We start from the raw sequence: 16,876 nt of genomic DNA on the forward strand, positions 1-16,876 counted from the left end.
TCGTTTCCCTCTAGTACGCGAACGCCAGTGGACGGTCTTCGTCATCTTCGTCGTGGGGTACGACGATTTCGGGTGCCCCGGCTCGGGCGTAGCGCAGCATCAGCATCAGTTCGACGACGGCGAGCGCGCCGTACAGGAGCGTGAAGACGACGAGCGAGGTCGCGACGGTGCTCGCGGCCACCGACGGCGAGACGCTCTGTGAGGTCTTGAAGATGCCGAAGACGGTCCACGGCTGGCGGCCGACCTCGGTGAAGATCCAGCCGAACGAGTTGGCCAGCAGCGGCATGGCGACCGTGGCCACGGCGGCCGTCCACAGCCAGCGCCCCGCGGGCAGCCGGCCCTTCCGGGTGCGCCACAGCGCGACCACGGCGACGGCCATGGCGAGGGCGCCGAAGCCGATCATGAGGCGGAACGACCAGTAGGTGACCGGCACGTAGGGCACGTAGTCGCCTTCGCCGTACCGCTGCGAATACAGCTGCTGGAGGTCGTTGATGCCCTCGACGGAGCCGCCGGGGCTGCCGGTCGCCATGAAGGACAGCAGCGACGGGATGCGCACGCTGGCGACCTCCTCGCGCCCGTCGAGCGAGCCGATGGTGAAGATGGAGAACGAGGCGGGTTCGGACGTCTGGTACAGCGCCTCCGCGGCGGCCATCTTCATCGGCTGTTGCTCGGTCATCACCCGCGCCTGCAGGTCCCCGGTGACGAGCACGCCGACGCCGGCGACGAGCACGACCCAGGCGCCGAGGCGCAGCGCCGGCCGGAACACGTCGACCTGGTTGCCGCGGCGCAGGTGCCAGGCGCTCACGGCGAGCATGAACGCGCCGCCGGTGAGGAAGCACGCCGTGACGGTGTGCGGGAAGGTCACGAGGGTCGTCGAGTTCGTCAGAACCGCGACGATGTCGGTGAGCTCCGCCCGGCCGCGTTCGGCGTTCACGGTGTACCCGACGGGGTGCTGCATCCAGGAGTTGGCGGCGAGGATGAAGTACGCCGACAGCATGGTGCCGATCGACGCGAGCCAGATCGCCGCCAGGTGGACGCGCTTCGGCAGCCGGTCCCAGCCGAAGATCCACAGTCCGAGGAACGTCGACTCGAGGAAGAACGCGAGGAGTCCCTCGATGGCCAGGGGCGCGCCGAAGATGTCACCGACGAAGCGTGAGTACGCGCTCCAGTTCATGCCGAACTGGAACTCCTGCACGATGCCGGTGACGACCCCCATCGCGAAGTTGATGAGGAACAGCTTCCCCCAGAACTTCGTCGCTCGCAGGTACTCGGGGCGCCCGGTCCGGAACCAGGCGGTCTGCAGCCCGGCGACGAGCGCCGACAGGCCGATGGTGATCGGCACGAAGATGAAGTGGTAGACGGTGGTGATCGCGAACTGCCACCGCGCAAGGTCCAGCGCGTCCATGGCCCGATTCTCGGGAGCCGGCGCGGGCGGCATCAGGGCCGAACGGCACGTCCGTCCGGGACTGTCGGGCCCTCCTGCGTGAGGACGGTCACGCGGTGCCCGGGCGCGCGTCGGCCGGCCAGTTGAGGACCTTGGCGCCGAGGACCGCGGCCTGCAGGGTGAACCGGTGGGTCGGGTCGGCCGCGTCGTAGCCGGTGAGGGCCTTGATGCGCTCCAGCCGGTACGTCACGGTGCGCACCGACACCCGCAGCCGCTTCGCCGACTCGGTGGCCACCCCGCCGGTGGCGAAGTAGACGTCGAGGGTGTCCAGCAGCGGCCGGGCGCCGCCGCGGGCCTGCAGCAGCGGGCTGAGCACGGCGGAGACGAGGTCGACGATGGCGGGCTGGTCGCGCAGCAGGACCCGGTAGACGAGCAGGTCGTGCGCGGTGATGACGGACTTGTCCGCGTGCAGGCGCCCCGCCATGGTCAGTGCCTCGCGGGCCTCCTCGTAGGAGCGGGCGATGCCGTACAGGCCGGGGTGCGGGCGGCCGACCGCGACCCGCCACGGCCGTCCGTGCCGGAGCCGGTTGAGCTCGCCGTGCACCAGCTCACCCAGGTCGCTGTCGCGGCCGGCGGGTGCGGTCGTGCCGGCCACGGCGGGCTCCGCCGGGGCGAGGACCACGAGGAGGTTGTCCTTGGTGGCGACGAGGACGTCCCGGTCGCCGAGCCGGTCGAAGATGACCGCCTCGAGGGCGCTGATCGCCGTGTCGGTGTCGGGCAGCCGCCGGCCCGGGGCCGCGAGCGCCACCTGGTGCACCCGGGCGAGGTCGAGCCCGAACGGCTCGGCCCGCTCGACCACGCTGCCGAGGTCGGAGTCGCCGCGCAGCAGGTCGTCGACGAGCTCCCGGCGCAGCGCCTCCTCCCGGCGGACGAGGTCCCGGCGCGCGACCGCGTACCCCTCGGCGAGGGTCGCGACGGCGTCGTCGATGACGTGCAGCACCGCGGCCGCGGCGGCGCGGACGACCTCGCTGTCGCGGGAACGCACCACCATCGGCAGGTCCTGCCACAGCCGCCGGGCCGCCGACAGGTACAGCTGCACCACCCGTCCGGCGGAGATGCCCTGCTCGGCGGCCTGCCGGCCGAGCAGCGCCACGGCGTCGAGCTCGGCGCGTCTGGGCCGGCGGCCGCTGACCGCGGCGTCGGCGAGCATCGGCAGGTAGTCGCCGAGCAGCAGCACCGGCACGTCACCGGCGTCGCGGGCGGCGGCGGTGGCGACCTCGGCCAGCCATGCCTGCTGCGCCTGCTGCGGCTGCGCGGCCTTGGGCGCGTCGGCAGACGCGCCGGTCGAGGCCCGCCGGCTGCGGTCGGCCATCGCAGTGCTCACCTCCCGCCGGCGTCCGGCCGCCGGGTCTCCGGCGCGGCGGTGCGTTCCCGCCGTGGCCGGTCACCGGCAGTGTAGACCCGGCTCCGCAGGCCCGGCTCCGGTTCCCGCCGCGAGCAGCCGGGGCAGCGGCTGGCCGCCGGTTGCCGGATCAGCTGGTCGATACGGATGTCCGCCCCGCATCCGGTACACCTGCCGTAGCGGCCACGGTCGAGCGCGTGCAGCGCGTGTTCGACGTCGTCGAGCCGGCGCCAGGTGAGCTCGGCCAGCGCCGGCTGCTCGGTGCTGCCGGCGCCGCCCTGCCGCGGCTGGTTGAGCAGGCGGAGCTGGGTGCGGTACCGGTCGCGGTGCTCGTGCAGCAGCACCCGCAGCATGTCGAGATCCCGCTGCCTGCCGCGTGTGTCCATCGTGAAGCTCCTGGTTCGTGGCCGCCGGAGGCGCCGGCCGTGCGGTCCGGCGCCTCAGGGCGGCAGGGGACGGTCAGCGCCCGCGGGCCTGGCAGGGCACGCAGAACCGCGCGTGCGGCAGGATCTCCAGCCGGGCGGCGGGAATCGGGCCGGCGCAGCGTTCGCAGCGGCCGTAGCTGCCCGCGGTGAGCCGGGACAGCGCGGCGGAGATCTCCTCGATCGCCTGGCGGGCGGCGGCCGTGCGCGCACCGATCGTGTCCGGGTCCTCGCCGGCGCTGCCCGGCTCGGTGCCGGCCGCGGCGAGGACCGCGAGCTCCTCGGTGTGCTGTCGCAGCTGCGTCTGCAGCGTGTGCCGCAGCGGACTCGTGTCGACGCTCATGCTGGTCTCCCATCAACCTGTCAGAACATTGCGGTGGAGCACGCGTGTGCCGGTCAGGGCCGCACGGCGCCGCGGCGCAGCGCGGCAAGCGCGGCCAGGCCCGCGCCGCGCACCGCGGCCAGATGCGGCGCGGCCGGGCGGCGCACCGGGGTGCCCGCGGCACCCGCGATGCGCGCCGCCAGCCGGGGCCGGGCGGCGCCGCCGCCGACGAGGAGCTGTCCCCCACGGACCGCCGCGGCGACGACCTGGCGGCGTTGGCCGGTCTGCCGGCGCACCCGGCCGACGAGGTCGGTGATGGCGGCGACGACCGCCGCGTCGAGGTCCGGCCCGTCGACGCCGTCGTGCAGCCCGACGTCGCGCCGGTGGGCCGCGACGATCACGCCGCCCTCGAGCACGGCGACCTCGGTCAGGTGCGCGCCGACGTCGGCGACCAGCAACGGGCCAGGCGCCGCGCCGGCGCCGATCGCCGCCGCGCGCACGGAGTCGATGAACAGCAGCCGTGCCGGTTCGAACACCTTCGTCACCAGCTCGCGCACGGCCGGCTCCATCCGCGGGTCGGTGCCCACGGGCCGGCACGTCACGACCACGGCACCGGCGGGCAGCGGCCGGCGCCGCTCCCATGAGAGGCCGGACAGCAGGGTCCGCATCGCCTCCAGGTCGGTGATCCGGCCCCGGGCGACCAGACCGGACCACGGCGCGGTCACCGTCTCCGGGTAGCTGAGCTGCAGCACCCCACGGCCCGACGCCCAGATCCTGGCGCCGGCGCCGCCGAGGTCGAGCCCCACGGCCGCGGGCTCGTGCGCGGGGTTCGCCGCGCCGGTGCGGTGCCGGGGGTCGCCCGGGCGTTCCAGCCTTTCTAGGGCGGCGCTGCCGGTCGGTTGGGTGAACATGGCTCTCCTCTCGGACACCTGTACGCGGTCCGTGACGACGGTGAGGTTGTGCGGAAGGCGGTCCGGACGCGACCGGGACGGGCTGTGGCGGTGCCGCAGCACGAGGGGTCAGGCGCGTCCGGCGTCGATCGCCGCGGACGCTGTGGCCGGGCCTGCGGTCAGCCGATGACGGCCGGCACGCCGTAGCGGCCGGGCGGCGACTGCCGGCGGAAGCGCTCGAGCCCGATGCGTCCCCGCGCCACACGTGGCCAGGCTGAGGTCGCACCGGGCGAGCCGGTCGGCGCGGGGCAGGCGGCGACCAGGACGGGGGGCCGCTCAGGGCACAACACGCCAGTCACCACGATCACCACCCCTGCGAGCCGTACCGAAGGAATCTCCAGCATCGGCGATCCGCGCACGGTGCGCACCAGCATCGGTCGGCAACCTTGACGGCGCCCTACTTGCCGATCATCGGCAATCTGGCCGGCGGCGGGCGCCGTGCCACCGCGTGGCGCCCGGTGCCCGCACGGGCCCGCACGGGGCCCGGCCCGGTGGCCCTCAGGTCCTGCGCACCGTGGTGACCAGCGCGAGCACCTCGCTGCGCAGCGACTCCGCGAGCTGCGCGAGCCCGGACGGCTTGCCGTCGACGGCCGCGGCGATGCCGTCGACGAGCGAGCTCATCTCGCGGAGGCTCTGGGTCACCGACTCCAGCACCGCGATCGCCGACCTGGCCGCGGCCTGCATGTTGTCCACGTGGGCCACGATCTCGTCGCTGGACGCCGCCGTCTCGGTGGCGAGGGTCTTGACCTCGGTGGCGACGACGTTGAAGCCGAGACCCGCCTCACCCGCGCGGGTGGCCTCGATGGTGGCGTTGAGCGCGAGCAGCCGGGTCTGCGCGGCGACCCGGGTGATGAGCTCGACCGCCCGCCGGATCTGCTCGGAGGCGGCGCGGAGCCCGCCGACGGTCTGCATGCCCTCCTCGGCGTGGCCGACCGCGTCGTTGGCGAAGGACGCGAGCCCTCCGGCGGACGCGCCGACCTGGCTGGCGGCGGCCGCCACCTGCTCCGACACGGTGAGCACCGCGGACTCGAGCTGGTCGGCCAGGCCGAGACGGCTCAGGCCGGCCGCCGCGAGGTCCTCGGCGGCGGCGCGCATCCGGTCCGTGGCGCGGTTGATGGTCGCCGCGCCCAGCCCGAACGCGCCCCGCATCCCGCCCGGCAGGAAGCGCCGGTGGTAGCGGCCTTCCGCGGCGGCGGTGAGCGACGCGGTGGACTCGCGCACGAACGCGTCGACCACGTCGATGAGCTGGTTCACGGCGTCCGCCGCCGCGGCGGCGTCCGGGTCGTGCCCCACCACCGGCACGCGGGCCTCGAGGTCACCGCCGGCGACGGCCCGGCAGACGGCGGCCAGCGTCCGGAGCGTGTCGTCCCCGGACGGCCGCGGTTCCTTCGACGCCCGTCTCATGCCGTGACAGCCCCGGTCAGCGACCAGAAGAACTCGTCGTAGGTGCGGCCCTGCTCGGCGAGCTCCCGCTCCAGCAGGCGGGTGGACGCCTCGATCGCCTCCTGCGGCCGGCCGTGGCGGCGTTCCTCGGCGCGCAGCCTGGCGTAGAGCCCGGTGACGGCCGCGACCGCGGAGCGATCCGGGCGGCGGCGGTTGGAGTGGTACCCGACGCGGGCGCCACGGGCGTCGAACGACGGCGTCACGTGCGCCAGCACCCAGTAGTGCGCGCCGTCGCGGGCCAGGTTGACGACGTAGGCGAAGAGTTCGTCGCCGCGACCGATGGTGTCCCACAGCAGCTTGAAGACGCACCGCGGCATGTCAGGGTGGCGGATCACGTTGTGCGGGCTGCCGATCGCCTCCGCGGCGGTCAGGGCGGACATCCTGAGGAAGACCGGGTTGGCGTACGTGATGACGCCCCGCAGATCGGTCTTGGTCACGATCAGCTCGTCCTCGCCGAGCATCCGCTCCTGCCCGGTCGGGGCCACCGTGGCCTCACGCATCACACCTCGCCGTCCGATCGGTCCGTGCCTGTTCCGTCCGTCCCTCTATTCGCCGCCCCGCGCGCGAAGTGTAGGAAAACGCGCGGCGTCACCCGGCGCCAGCAGGCCGACGCCGCCGTCGTAGCGGCGGTAGACCAGGGCGCCGCGGCCGTCGGCGGCGTCGGTGAAGAACAGGAACGGCAGCCAGCCCTCGGCGAGGTGGGTGGCGGCCGCGTCCGGGGTGAGGACCGGCGTCCGGCGCGAGTTGACCGTCGGCGTCGGCGTGCCGTTGGCGGTGACCGGACGCATGCTGTGCTGCCGGGCGACCCGTAGGCCGGTGGGGCCGGCGCGGTACACGACGGCGTCCTCGCCCGTGTCCAGCTCCGTGAACAGGCACACGTCGTAGTCCATCGCGGCCAGCGTCGACCCGGCCTGGCAGGCCCGGCGCGGCCGCAGCGGCACCACCTTGCGGCGGGTGATCCGGTCCGGGCCGGGCACCGCGAGCGTGCGCCGCTGCGGGTCGGGCCACGGCCACGGCTCCCACCCGGTCTCCAGCCGGGTGATCTGGCGCTCCAGCCGGTCCGCGGCGGCCGCGACGGCGGCCGGCAGGGTCGGGCCGTCGACCTGGATCCGGGCGGGTGCCCCGCCGACGCGCAGGTTCACCTGGATCACGGCCGGGCAGCCCGCGTGGGGTCCGCAGGTCAGGCGCAGCCGCGCCGCGCCGGCCGACCGGTGCCGCGCGACCACGGCCGCGACGGCCGCCCGGGCGCGGTCCCGGTCGTCCGGGTCGACCGGCCCGCGGCTGCGCACGTCGACGTCACCCGCGGGGCCGATCACTGACACGTCGAGCTCCGGCACCGGTACACCTCCTGGATCGGCAACGGCGTCAGTGTCGCCGCCCGTCACAGGGGCCGACAGTGCCGAAGGTCCCGTCCTCGCCGTCCCGGATCCCGGTGCCCTACCGGTGGCCGGCCTTCTCGTGCTCGAGCCTGGCAAGCAGCCGGTCCTGGAGGAGGTCCACGGCCTCGTACGGGCCGTCCGCGGCCGCCTCGGCGTGCAGGACCCGGCCGTTCAGGTCGATCTCGGCGCGGGCGGTGACGGGCCGGGTGGCGGCCGGGTTCGCGATCCGGTCGAGCCGCACCTTGGCGTAGAGGATCGGGCGTCCCGTGTGCCCGAGCACCGCGGTGACCTTCTCCCGGGCGTACCCATGCAGCCGAGGCTCCATTCCGGCCTGCAGCTGGACCTGGACCTCGACCTCGTCGTGCGTGCGGGACATCGTCTCGTCCTTCCCTCGTCCAAGGGGCGGGGTTCCGACCGCCTGAGATCATTTGATCTCCCCGGTACGGGACGCCTCCAGGGTCTTTGGTCCCGTCACACCGTGGCGGCGCGGGCCGGCCGGGATCATTCCCCGATGCCGCCCGTGGCCAGGTGTAGCGGGCGGCACGGCGGGCAGGTGCGCTGCGACCACGCCGCCCCTGCCGCCGCCACGGACGGTCCGGCACCGCCTGCGGGCTCGAAGCACCGTGGAGGCGGCAGGCACTGAGGCACTTCGCGGGAAGCGAGGCCGACGGATGGACATCAGCACACGCAACAACGGGCGGACGGTGCAGGAGCTGCTGCGCTGCGCCGCCGAGGAGGCCACGCGGGCACCGTCCGTGCTGAACACGCAGCCGTGGCGGTGGCACGTCGGCGAGGACGGGCTCGACCTGCACGCCGACCGGACCCGCCAGCTGCACGCCATCGACCCGGCCGGCCGGCTGCTGATCCTGAGCTGCGGCGCGGCGCTGCACCACGCCCGGGTCGCGCTGGCGGCGTCCGGGATCAACCCATCGGTGCGGCGTTATCCCGACGCGGCCGACCCGGACCTGCTCGCCCGGGTGCGGTCCGGCGGGATCCAACCGGTGCGGGCGGAGGACGCCGCCGCCGCGGACGCCATGCGGCAGCGGCGGACGGACCGGCGGCCGTTCCTGGCGTCCGGGCCGGCGACCGGCGACACGCTGGACGCGCTGCACGCGGCGGCGACGGCCGAGGACACGACGCTGCACCGCATCGACGGCGACCAGATCGCGTACCTGCGGGCGGCCGAGCACGGCGCGCAGATCATCGAGGCCAAGGACGAGCGGCGCCGGGAGGAGCTGCGGGAGTGGACGGGGCGGCCGGCGGAGAAGGGCGACGGTGTGCCGCCGGAGACCGTCGCGGGACCGACGCCCCGGCCGGTGCCGCTGCGCGGCTTCGGGCTCGGCGACCGGGCCGCCCTGACCCCGGGCACCGGCGACGACCGGTCCGCCGGGTACCTGCTGCTCGCCACGCGCACCGACGAGCCCGCCGCCTGGCTACGGGCGGGTGAGGCGGTCAGCGCGGTCTGGCTCACCGCGATCAGTCTCGGGCTGGCGGTCTCGCCGATGAGCGACGCCGTCGAGGTGCCCGGCGCCCGCGCCCTGCTGCGGAGCCTCCTGCCGCACGGCGGCAATCCGCAACTCGTGCTGCGCGTCGGCGCCGATCCCGGGTCGCCGCCACCGGCGAGCCCCCGCCGGCCGACCGGTGACGTCATCGGCGACGAGACCGGACCGTGACTCCCCGCCGTGGAGCAGGCCGGGAAGCCAGGGAGCACACACCCAGGAAGGCGACAGGAGGCACGCCATGCACGCCAAGGACATCATGAGCCGGCCCGTCCACACGGTGCGGGCGGACGAACCCGTCGCCGGCGCGGTGGCCCTGCTCGAACGCGAGCAGATTACGGCCGCGCCGGTGGTCGACGCGCACGGCAGGCTGGTCGGCTCGATCAGCGAACGGGACCTGCTCCGCCGGTCCGCCGGACCGGCGGCACCCGGGGCGGACACGCCGGGCACCCGGGTGGAGGACGTCATGTCCGGGCTGCCGGTGGCCGGCTGGCCCGACACCGACGTCGCCGACATCGCCAAGGTCATGGTCGACCAGGGCGTCCACAGCGTGCCGATCGTGATCGACGAGCACGTCATCGGCATCGTCAGCCGGTGCGACGTGCTCCGCACGATCATGCCCACCGACGACACGGCGATGCGCGAGGCGCAACGACGGCTGACGGAGTACGCCGGCGGTCAGCGTCGCTGGACGGTCGCCGTCACCGGTGGCACGGCGGTGGTCAGCGGCCGCTTCGACAGCGGCACCGAACGCGACATCGCGATGGCGCTCGTGCGCACCACGCCCGGCATCGACACGGTCACCACCGCCGACGAGGAGACGTGATCCGCAACGCACGGGGCCCTCAAAGGGCCCTGCGGACGGGACGTCAGCCGTCCACCATGAGTTCTCCGACGACCTCGACGGTCTCGGCGGCGGGCCTCCTCGGCGAGTGCGGCGGGAGGGCTCCCGGGGCGGGGACGCCGATCCGGACGCCGATGACGGGATGGGCGACGTCGCCGAGCATGCGGCGCAGCAGGTCCCGGGCGCTGCGGACCTCCACGAGGTCGCTCATCGCGGAGGTGGCCAGCCGTTCGGCGGTCGCGGTGAGCAGCACGGCGGACAGCGCCTCACCCGCGACGAGCCAGGCCGCCGGCTCGTCCACGTCGGTGACGATCACGCCGTACGAGGCGGCGCGGTCCACGGGTTCGGCACCGCTGTAGATGCTCGGGCCCTCGTCGACACCGGTGAAGTCGCGGATCGGCACCGGCCGCGCGCCCACTGCCGCGGTGGTGTCGTGCGGCACCCCTTCGCCGGCGGCGAGACGCGCCCCGGTCCACCTGTCGAGCTCGGCCCGGTACGCCGGGTCGGCCCGCTCGGCGGCGGCGGCGTGACCGGCGGCGACGGCCACCGCGGTGAGATCCTGCGGCCGGACGAGGTGCATGTCGGCGCCGGCGTGGCGGGCCGCGGCGCGCAGCCGGTCGGCGATGTGCTCCGGCACCGGGCGGACGTCGAACGGCCGCCGGTCGGTCCGCCGGGCCTGGATCGCATGCCGGAGCCGTTGTGCGGGCGACGACGGTTGCAGGCGGCCGGCGTACCGCAGCGTCGCCAGCAGGTCCGGGTCGTCGTCGCGGGGCAGCCGGTCGACGACCACGGCCGCGCCCTCGGCCGCCAGCGCGACGCACGCGTGGTGCAGCGCGGCCCCGCAGCTGACCGTCAGCAGCCGGCCCTCCGGATCGATGGGGTCCAGCTGCCGGCGCCGGTCCGCGCGGAGCACGGCGACGTCGTGCTCGATGCGCCAGCGCCAGGGCTGGGTGTTCCAGATGGACGGTGCGCGCAGCGCGGTCACGGCCGCACGCGCCAGGATCCGGCTGACCGCCTCCACGCGGATCGCCGCGTCGGGCTCGGTGTGCCGTACCGTTACCATGACGAACTCCTTCCCGGCCTCATCGTCCAGATCCTTGTGCCGCACCGGTTCCGGCGACGTTCACCGCGCGTCGGCCGGCTCCGGCGACGACTCCGGCACGGGCACGATGCCGTGGTAGACGGGGCACTCCGGCTCGCATCCGCCGTGCACCATGTCGGCCAGCGCGCGCTCCGCCCCCATGCACGTGTCGTCGACGTAGTCCAGCGCGAGCTCGCCGGCGAGCTGCCGCGCCTTCGGGCTGGCGATGCCCTCCTGCAGCCAGATCGCCCCGGCACCGGCCGCGGCCGCCTCCCGGACCAGACCCTCGGCCTCCTCCGCCGGCCGGAACACCTGCACCACGTCGATGTGCTCCGGGACGTCGGCGAGCCGTGCGTACGCGTGCTCGCCGAACAGGACCGTGGCGTGCGGATTGACCGGGACGATGTGCCAGCCCTGCTCCTGCAGCATCTTCGGCACCCAGTGCCCGGGCTTCTGCGGGTCGCGGGACGCGCCCACCACCGCGATCGTGTGCGCGCCGGCGAGTATCTGCCGTGGTGTACGCATCGTGATCAGCTCCTCGCTGTGAAGATGACCGGCGACACCTCCACTGTGCCACCGGCTCGGGACGCTGTTCGGTGCCGAACGGCCTGCTTCTTTGCGACCGCCGGCCCGGGCGGGGGTGCGGGCGGCTGTCACGCTGACGCCGAATGCACGGCGCCCGGCACGGGTGCGGCGTGCTCCTGGACGGTGCCGTGCGCGATGAGCGCGGGACAGGCCATGTCGCGCAGGACCCGGTGCATCACCGAGGGGCTCGGCGGCTGGTCGGGATCCGCCGGGCTGCGGGTGCCGAACACCATGAGCATCGCCCACTGCGAGGCGAGGGTCAGGGCCTCGACCGGGTCGCCGGGCTCGCTGCGCAGCTCCATCTCGACGAGGGGGTGCCGCGCGCGCCACGGCTCGGCCGCCGCCACGAGCGCCTCGTGGACGGCCGACTCGTCGCTGCTCAGGCACGGCCCGTGGTGCCGGCCTTCCCCGTGGTGCCGGCCGTGCAGCCACAGCTCGGGATGCTGCCAGACCTGGATGACGACGAGTCGCTGGCCGCGGTCGGCGGCCTCCTCGAACGCGAGGCGGAGCGCCCGGCGGGCCGGGTCCGACCCGTCGAAGCCGGCCACCACCGGGCCCGTCTGCGGCAGGACCGTGAACGGATCGGCCCAGCGTCGTGCCGCGTGGACCGCGAGCACCGGGCACTCCGCCCCCAGGCAGAGCTGGTCACACACCGAGCCGAGCGGGTCGGCCATGTTGTTGCCGCCGCCGTGGCTCGCCACGACGAGCAACCGGGCCTGCCGCGTATGGCTGCGCAGCACCTCGACCGGGGCTCCGACCTCCGTCACCCCGGCCGCGCAGACGCCGGGTCGCCATCGCACCGCCTCGTCCGCCGCCCGGACGGCGATGTCGGCGCTGCCCGGCGGCACGTCACCGGCGTGCAGGGCCGGGTCGATCGCATGGACGACGAGCAGCTCCCGGTTGTGCCGGCAGGCCTCGTCCGCCGCCCACCGCAGCGCACCGAGACTGTCGGCCGAACCGTCGACGCCGGCCACCACGGGTCCGTACCGGTAGCCCAATGTCGGCCTCCCTCCGCGTCCCCCGAAGTCCCCCGAACAGTCCCCCGAACACGTGCGTCCGGAGCCGGGCGGACCGCCGGCCGTGCCCGGCCCCCACGACGACGGGCGGCGATGCGGTGCCGCCACCACGTCGTCGGTGACCTGCCGCGCCGCCTGGACCGGCCCTGCCGGGGGCGCGCCGATGCCGCAGTCGCGGCTGCCAACGCCCCGCACCACGTGCGGCGCTCGGGTCCAGCATGATCTCACCGCGGCGCTCTGTGCCAGCACGCCGGACACGAATCATCCGCATCAGGTGATCGATGCCGCGATCACCGTCGATCCGGAAGGGCAGGGGGCGCCGCGTCGGCTCCCGCCGGCGGGCCGACCTGCCCGGCGCGACAGGACCAACGCCTCGTGCGGCCCGCGGCCACGGCGACGAGGCTGGACGCCGGAACCACGACAGCACGGCGGCCAGTCGGCCGGTGCGGCGACGATCGGAGATGACCGGCGATGCGCTGGCGACTCGATGCCGGGACGACGGAGACCCTGCTGCGCGCCGCCGTCGCCGCGCCCTCCATCCACAACACCCAACCGTGGCGGTTCCACATCCACGACGGCGTGATCGACGTGCGCACCGACCCGGCGCGCCGGCTGCGGGTCGTCGACCGCGACCACCGCGCGATGCTGCTCAGCGTCGGCGCCGCCGTGTTCAACCTGCGCCTGGCCATGGCGCTGGACGGGTGGCTGCCGGTGCTGCGGCCGTTTCCCGCCGACGGCCTGACCGTGGCCCGGATCGAGCCGGGCAGGTCCGGCGCCCCCGGGCCCGGCCTGCGCGCGCTCGGCACGGCGCTCTTCCGGCGGCACACGAACCGCGGACCGTACGCCCGCGCCGTCGTCCCGGCCCGCGTCATCGACGAGCTGCGGGCGGCGGCAGCCGCGGAGGGTGCCGAGCTGACCGTGCTGGACCGGGTGCGGCGCGAGGCGCTGCTGACGCTCACCGCGGCGGCCGACGCCGCCCAGCGCCGCGACCCCGCGTACCGCCGGGAGCTGGCCACCTGGACGGCCGGCGGTCCCGGCCGCCGCGACGGCATACCGGCGGAGCTCACCGGCCCGCGCGACGTGCACGGCTGGCTGCCGGCACGCGACTTCGGGCTGCTGTCGGCGGACCCGGGCCGCCCGGCCGCCGTGTTCGAGCCCCATCCGCAGCTCGTCGTGCTCAGCAGCCGCGCCGACGGCCGCACCGCCCGCGTGCGGGCCGGCCAGGCCATGCAGCGGGTCCTGCTCAGCGCCACGGTGCGCGGCCTCGCCGCCCAGCCGATGACCCAGGCGCTGGAGATCCCCCGGCTGCGCCGCGCGATCGCGGACCCCGCCGACCCGTGGGCCCCGCAGATGATCCTGCGCATCGGCTACGGCATGCCGGTGCCCGCGAGCCCGCGCCGGGATCTGTCCGAGGTCGTCGTGGCGGCGGGCGCGCCCACCACCGCGGTGTGACGCCGCTGTCGCCGGCGCCTGCCTACGGTGGCCTTGCCGGCCTACAGCACCGTGGAGGCATGCGATGACACTGGCGACCGTGGCCCGGGCGATCGGCCGCGAATCCGTGCACCACTCCCGATGGAGCGACCTGTCCACCCGCGACCGGGCGGCGCTCGTGGTGGGGACGGCCGCGGAGATCACGCTCACCGCGATCGCCGCCGCCGACCTGTACCGGCGCCCCGCGTCGCAGGTCCAGGGGCTGAAGGCGCTGTGGTGGCCCGCGCTCGCGATCCAGCCGGCGGGCCCGCTGCTGTACCTCCTCGCCGGGCGGCGGCCGGACGAGCACGAGACGCGCCGCGGCCGGGCCCGGCGGCCCTGACCCGGCGACCCTGACACCGGGCCCCGCCGGACCACCGCCCCGGTGTCAGGACGCCGGGCCGCCGACCGGCTCGTCGTCGTCGGCAGGAGGGCGCACCCGGGCGTCAGGGCCCGGGAAGACCAGCGCCTCATGGCCCGTGTCGAGCCAGCGCACCCTGTACGGCGGCGTGTGATCGGCGTGGCCGACCTCGGTGATGACACCGATCCGCCGGCTGTCGCCCAGGTGGGTGCCCTCGACGATCAGCCGGTCTCCGATGTTCGCCTGCATGATCCGTTCCTCCTCCGCTCGTCCCGCGAGCGGTCCCGCGGGGTCGGGGTCTCCCTCTCGGTCAACCGTGCGCCGCGCGCCACGCCGTTGCCAGGGTCTTCATCCTCTTCCGGTCGCCGCGTTGTCGTGGGCGGTCGGGGAGACGGCGGCACGCCGGCCATCTGCCACGTGCGGCGCGACGGCGCGCCGGGCAGAGCCCCGAGCGCGTGGCGGTCCGGGCCGCGCGGCCCACGGCGGGCGGGACCTTCTCCGGTGCCGCCGACCGTCCGCCGCGGTAAGGATTGAGGTGCGACACCCGCTGCCGGGCACAGGTCACGACGAGCGGAATGCCAAGGACGGCGACGAGGGCCGCCAGGTTCGCCATCACCAAGATGGTCACCGCACCGGGCTCCCCAACAGCGGGTGTCGTTTCGCGTCGGCCACCCGGACGTCCGACACGAAGCGCCGGCGCAGGACGACGGAACGCCGAAACGGCCCGGGGATCCGTGGAAGGAGACGCGTGATGGAGCACAAGCATGACGTCGTCGTCGGTGTCGACGGCTCACCGGAGAGCCTGGCGGCCGTGGACTGGGCCGCCTGGGACACCGCGCGCCGGGGACGCCGGCTGCACATCGTCCACGCGTACGCGTGGCCCGTCGCCCACCCGTCGCTGGGCGCCCGCCGGACACCCGCGCTGGACGAGCTCGTCCGGCACGCCGCCGACACCGTCGTCGACACCGCCGTGGCCCGCGCGCGCACCGTCTCGTCCCAGTTGCCGATCACCACCGATACGCCGATCGAGCCCGCCGCTGCCGCGCTGGTCCACGCCTCCGGGTGGGCCGGCACCGTCGTCGTCGGCAGCCGCGGCCTGGGCGGATTCGGCGGCCTGCTGCTCGGATCCGTCGGCGCGCAGGTGGCCGCGCACGCCGCCGGCCCGGTCGTCGTGGTCCGCCAAGGCGAGCCCGCCGGCGCCGTCGAGGCGGGCCGGGTCGTTGTCGGCGTCGACGGGTCCCACGACGCCGAGCACGCGATGCGGTTCGCGTTCGAGCAGGCCTCGTTCCGTGGGGTCGGGCTGACCGCGGTGCACACGTACCGCTGGCCCGAGTCCACCGGCCCCGGCGACATGCTGCCGCTCGTCTACGACACCGAGGACCTGCTCGACGACGAGCGGCGGGCCCTGGCGGAGTCGGTCTGCGGCTGGGCCGACAAGTACCCGGACGTCGACGTACGCCGCCGCACGGTGCGCGGCGGTGCCGCGTCGGTCCTCAGGCGGCTGTCCCACGGCGCGGAGCTGATGGTCGTCGGCTCGCGCGGCCGCGGCGGCTTCACCGGGCTGCTGCTGGGCTCGGTCAGCCAGGCGTTGATCCACCACGCCGCCTGCCCGGTCGCGGTGGTGCGGTAGCCCGGCCGGGCCTCGCAGTCAGGTAGGGCGGTCAGGTGGGCGGGACCAGGACGGCGGCGCCGTTGACCCGGTCGGCAGCAAGGTCGGCGAGGGCCTCGTCCGCCGCCCCCAGGGGGTACTCCGTGATGCTCACCCGCAGCGGATGCTCCTGCGCGAACGCCAGGAAGTCGTGGCCGTCCTGGCGGGTGTTGGCGGTGACGCTGCGCAGCGTCCGCTCCTGGAACAGGTGGTCGGCGTACCGCAGGACCGGGATGTCGGTGAGGTGGATGCCGGCCACCGCGAGCGTGCCACCGCGGTCCAGCACCGACAGCGCGACCGGCACCAGGTCGCCCACAGGCGCGAACAGGATCGCGGCGTCCAGCGGCTCCGGCGGCCGGCCGGCGGCATCGCCCGCGGACGCGGCGCCGAGGTGCAGGGCCAGCTGCTGCGCCTGCGCCGAGCGGGTCAGCACGTGGACCCTCGCGCCCTGCGCGATCGCGACCTGCGCCGCCAGGTGCGCCGACGCGCCGAACCCGTACAGGCCCAGGCGGCCTCCCGGGGGAAGCTCCGCCCGGCGCAGCGCGCGGAAGCCGATGATCCCGGCGCACAGCAGCGGGGCGGCGTGGGCGTCGTCGTAGCGCGGCGGCAGCCGGTAGACGAACGCCGCCGGCGCCACGCAGTGCTCGGCGAAGCCCCCGTCGGCGTGCCAGCCGGTGTACCGCGAGGACGGGCACAGGTTCTCCGCCCCCGCGCGGCAGTAGACGCAGGCGCCGCAGGTGTGGCGCAGCCACGCCACCCCCACCCGCTCACCCACCCGCAGGTCGCCGGCGTCCGGCCCCAACCGCTCGACGTCGCCGACGACCTCGTGGCCGGGCACCACACCGGGCCGCAACGGCGGGAGGTCGCCTTCGGCCAGGTGCAGATCGGTGCGGCAGACCGCGCACGCGCGGACCCGCACGAGGACCTCGCCCGGCCCCGGCTCCGGTACCGGCGCCGAATCCATCCGCAGGGGACGCTGCTGGATGGGGCCCGGCCGCTCGACCCGCCACGCGGTCATCCGTCGCACCCGGCCTTCCTGCCCGCCCGGACGCCCACCATGCACGCACCGC

Annotated in this window: 19 protein-coding genes and 1 pseudogene; 5 read left to right on the plus strand and 15 right to left on the minus strand. The window is 75.2% G+C overall.

The genetic code is table 11. The features are described 5' to 3' along the window. Positions 1 to 10: 10 nt before the first annotated feature. The 10 genes from ABD332_RS30780 to ABD332_RS30825 all read right to left on the minus strand — a co-directional run bounded on the left by ABD332_RS30780 (position 11) and on the right by ABD332_RS30825 (position 7,678). Positions 11 to 1,405, minus strand: a complete 1,395-nt coding sequence (locus ABD332_RS30780; protein WP_344505836.1) for a cytochrome ubiquinol oxidase subunit I — start codon at positions 1,403 to 1,405, stop codon at positions 11 to 13. Positions 1,406 to 1,493: 88 nt separating this feature from the next. Beyond that, a complete protein-coding gene (locus ABD332_RS30785) occupies positions 1,494 to 2,756 on the minus strand; it encodes a PucR family transcriptional regulator (RefSeq protein WP_344505837.1) in 1,263 nt (420 codons plus the stop codon). A gap of 8 nt (positions 2,757 to 2,764) precedes the next feature. Next, positions 2,765 to 3,172, minus strand: a complete 408-nt coding sequence (locus ABD332_RS30790) for a hypothetical protein (protein WP_344505838.1) — start codon at positions 3,170 to 3,172, stop codon at positions 2,765 to 2,767. 73 nt (positions 3,173 to 3,245) lie between these two features. Further along, positions 3,246 to 3,551: a TraR/DksA family transcriptional regulator gene (locus tag ABD332_RS30795; protein WP_344505839.1), complete on the minus strand. Its 306-nt coding sequence runs from the start codon at positions 3,549 to 3,551 to the stop codon at positions 3,246 to 3,248. 53 nt (positions 3,552 to 3,604) lie between these two features. Further along, a complete protein-coding gene (locus tag ABD332_RS30800; protein ID WP_344505840.1) occupies positions 3,605 to 4,441 on the minus strand; it encodes a rod shape-determining protein in 837 nt (278 codons plus the stop codon). Between the two features lie 158 nt (positions 4,442 to 4,599). Beyond that, the gene (locus ABD332_RS30805; protein ID WP_344505841.1) at positions 4,600 to 4,854 is read right to left on the minus strand and encodes a hypothetical protein; all 255 of its coding nucleotides are present in this window, start codon (positions 4,852 to 4,854) and stop codon (positions 4,600 to 4,602) included. A gap of 124 nt (positions 4,855 to 4,978) precedes the next feature. Beyond that, entirely contained in the window at positions 4,979 to 5,884 is a 906-nt protein-coding gene (locus ABD332_RS30810) for a methyl-accepting chemotaxis protein (protein WP_344505842.1), read from the minus strand. Further along, the gene (locus tag ABD332_RS30815; protein WP_344505843.1) at positions 5,881 to 6,423 is read right to left on the minus strand and encodes a PAS domain-containing protein; all 543 of its coding nucleotides are present in this window, start codon (positions 6,421 to 6,423) and stop codon (positions 5,881 to 5,883) included. Before ABD332_RS30815 ends, ABD332_RS30810 begins: the two co-directional genes overlap by 4 nt. Positions 6,424 to 6,468: 45 nt before the next feature. Beyond that, the gene (locus ABD332_RS30820; RefSeq protein WP_344505844.1) at positions 6,469 to 7,260 is read right to left on the minus strand and encodes a sigma 54 modulation/S30EA ribosomal C-terminal domain-containing protein; all 792 of its coding nucleotides are present in this window, start codon (positions 7,258 to 7,260) and stop codon (positions 6,469 to 6,471) included. Positions 7,261 to 7,360: 100 nt separating this feature from the next. Next, complete coding sequence (locus ABD332_RS30825; protein ID WP_344505845.1) at positions 7,361 to 7,678, minus strand: HPF/RaiA family ribosome-associated protein; 318 nt, start codon at positions 7,676 to 7,678, stop codon at positions 7,361 to 7,363. Between the two features lie 295 nt (positions 7,679 to 7,973). Here ABD332_RS30825 and ABD332_RS30830 point away from each other — a divergent pair, with 295 nt between their 5' ends. After that, on the plus strand, positions 7,974 to 8,975 hold the full coding sequence (locus ABD332_RS30830; RefSeq protein WP_344505846.1) for an Acg family FMN-binding oxidoreductase: 1,002 nt from the start codon (positions 7,974 to 7,976) through the stop codon (positions 8,973 to 8,975). Positions 8,976 to 9,042: 67 nt separating this feature from the next. Continuing rightward, positions 9,043 to 9,627, plus strand: a complete 585-nt coding sequence (locus ABD332_RS30835) for a CBS domain-containing protein (protein ID WP_344505847.1) — start codon at positions 9,043 to 9,045, stop codon at positions 9,625 to 9,627. A gap of 43 nt (positions 9,628 to 9,670) precedes the next feature. On the opposite strand, the gene ABD332_RS30840 is transcribed toward ABD332_RS30835, so the two are convergent. The 3 genes and pseudogenes from ABD332_RS30840 to ABD332_RS30850 all read right to left on the minus strand — a co-directional run bounded on the left by ABD332_RS30840 (position 9,671) and on the right by ABD332_RS30850 (position 12,309). Beyond that, positions 9,671 to 10,708 (minus strand): Acg family FMN-binding oxidoreductase, encoded by a 1,038-nt coding sequence (locus ABD332_RS30840; protein WP_344505848.1) that lies wholly within the window; start codon positions 10,706 to 10,708, stop codon positions 9,671 to 9,673. Positions 10,709 to 10,846: 138 nt separating this feature from the next. Next, a pseudogene (locus ABD332_RS30845) lies at positions 10,847 to 11,251 on the minus strand (CoA-binding protein); the annotation flags it as partial. A 128-nt stretch (positions 11,252 to 11,379) separates the two neighbouring features. Then, the gene (locus tag ABD332_RS30850) at positions 11,380 to 12,309 is read right to left on the minus strand and encodes a universal stress protein (RefSeq protein WP_344505849.1); all 930 of its coding nucleotides are present in this window, start codon (positions 12,307 to 12,309) and stop codon (positions 11,380 to 11,382) included. Between the two features lie 489 nt (positions 12,310 to 12,798). Between ABD332_RS30850 and ABD332_RS30855 the strand changes: the two genes are divergently transcribed. Then, on the plus strand, positions 12,799 to 13,779 hold the full coding sequence (locus tag ABD332_RS30855; RefSeq protein WP_344505850.1) for an Acg family FMN-binding oxidoreductase: 981 nt from the start codon (positions 12,799 to 12,801) through the stop codon (positions 13,777 to 13,779). Between the two features lie 64 nt (positions 13,780 to 13,843). Continuing rightward, positions 13,844 to 14,140 carry a PLDc N-terminal domain-containing protein gene (locus ABD332_RS30860; RefSeq protein ID WP_344505851.1) on the plus strand — a complete coding sequence of 99 codons (297 nt, stop codon included), beginning with the start codon at positions 13,844 to 13,846 and terminating at the stop codon, positions 14,138 to 14,140. Between the two features lie 45 nt (positions 14,141 to 14,185). Here ABD332_RS30860 and ABD332_RS30865 read toward each other — a convergent pair whose 3' ends face one another. After that, positions 14,186 to 14,407 (minus strand): DUF1918 domain-containing protein, encoded by a 222-nt coding sequence (locus ABD332_RS30865; RefSeq protein WP_344505852.1) that lies wholly within the window; start codon positions 14,405 to 14,407, stop codon positions 14,186 to 14,188. A gap of 502 nt (positions 14,408 to 14,909) precedes the next feature. Here ABD332_RS30865 and ABD332_RS30870 point away from each other — a divergent pair. Beyond that, the gene (locus ABD332_RS30870) at positions 14,910 to 15,788 is read left to right on the plus strand and encodes a universal stress protein (protein WP_344505853.1); all 879 of its coding nucleotides are present in this window, start codon (positions 14,910 to 14,912) and stop codon (positions 15,786 to 15,788) included. A gap of 31 nt (positions 15,789 to 15,819) precedes the next feature. On the opposite strand, the gene ABD332_RS30875 is transcribed toward ABD332_RS30870, so the two are convergent. Beyond that, a complete protein-coding gene (locus tag ABD332_RS30875; protein WP_344505854.1) occupies positions 15,820 to 16,824 on the minus strand; it encodes a zinc-dependent alcohol dehydrogenase family protein in 1,005 nt (334 codons plus the stop codon). Between the last annotated feature and the right edge of the window lie 52 nt (positions 16,825 to 16,876).

The organism is Dactylosporangium maewongense, from assembly GCF_039531485.1.
In the GTDB taxonomy this organism is placed as follows: Bacteria; Actinomycetota; Actinomycetes; order Mycobacteriales; family Micromonosporaceae; genus Dactylosporangium; species Dactylosporangium maewongense.

Coding starts and splice junctions, on each gene's coding strand:
- ABD332_RS30780 (WP_344505836.1), bottom strand. CDS start 1,405: ATGGACGCGCTGGACCTTGCGCGGTGGCAGTTCGCGATCACCACCGTC.
- ABD332_RS30785 (WP_344505837.1), bottom strand. CDS start 2,756: ATGGCCGACCGCAGCCGGCGGGCCTCGACCGGCGCGTCTGCCGACGCG.
- ABD332_RS30790 (WP_344505838.1), bottom strand. CDS start 3,172: ATGGACACACGCGGCAGGCAGCGGGATCTCGACATGCTGCGGGTGCTG.
- ABD332_RS30795 (WP_344505839.1), bottom strand. CDS start 3,551: ATGAGCGTCGACACGAGTCCGCTGCGGCACACGCTGCAGACGCAGCTG.
- ABD332_RS30800 (WP_344505840.1), bottom strand. CDS start 4,441: ATGTTCACCCAACCGACCGGCAGCGCCGCCCTAGAAAGGCTGGAACGC.
- ABD332_RS30805 (WP_344505841.1), bottom strand. CDS start 4,854: ATGCTGGTGCGCACCGTGCGCGGATCGCCGATGCTGGAGATTCCTTCG.
- ABD332_RS30810 (WP_344505842.1), bottom strand. CDS start 5,884: ATGAGACGGGCGTCGAAGGAACCGCGGCCGTCCGGGGACGACACGCTC.
- ABD332_RS30815 (WP_344505843.1), bottom strand. CDS start 6,423: ATGCGTGAGGCCACGGTGGCCCCGACCGGGCAGGAGCGGATGCTCGGC.
- ABD332_RS30825 (WP_344505845.1), bottom strand. CDS start 7,678: ATGTCCCGCACGCACGACGAGGTCGAGGTCCAGGTCCAGCTGCAGGCC.
- ABD332_RS30830 (WP_344505846.1), top strand. CDS start 7,974: ATGGACATCAGCACACGCAACAACGGGCGGACGGTGCAGGAGCTGCTG.
- ABD332_RS30835 (WP_344505847.1), top strand. CDS start 9,043: ATGCACGCCAAGGACATCATGAGCCGGCCCGTCCACACGGTGCGGGCG.
- ABD332_RS30840 (WP_344505848.1), bottom strand. CDS start 10,708: ATGGTAACGGTACGGCACACCGAGCCCGACGCGGCGATCCGCGTGGAG.
- ABD332_RS30855 (WP_344505850.1), top strand. CDS start 12,799: ATGCGCTGGCGACTCGATGCCGGGACGACGGAGACCCTGCTGCGCGCC.
- ABD332_RS30860 (WP_344505851.1), top strand. CDS start 13,844: ATGACACTGGCGACCGTGGCCCGGGCGATCGGCCGCGAATCCGTGCAC.
- ABD332_RS30865 (WP_344505852.1), bottom strand. CDS start 14,407: ATGCAGGCGAACATCGGAGACCGGCTGATCGTCGAGGGCACCCACCTG.
- ABD332_RS30870 (WP_344505853.1), top strand. CDS start 14,910: ATGGAGCACAAGCATGACGTCGTCGTCGGTGTCGACGGCTCACCGGAG.
- ABD332_RS30875 (WP_344505854.1), bottom strand. CDS start 16,824: ATGACCGCGTGGCGGGTCGAGCGGCCGGGCCCCATCCAGCAGCGTCCC.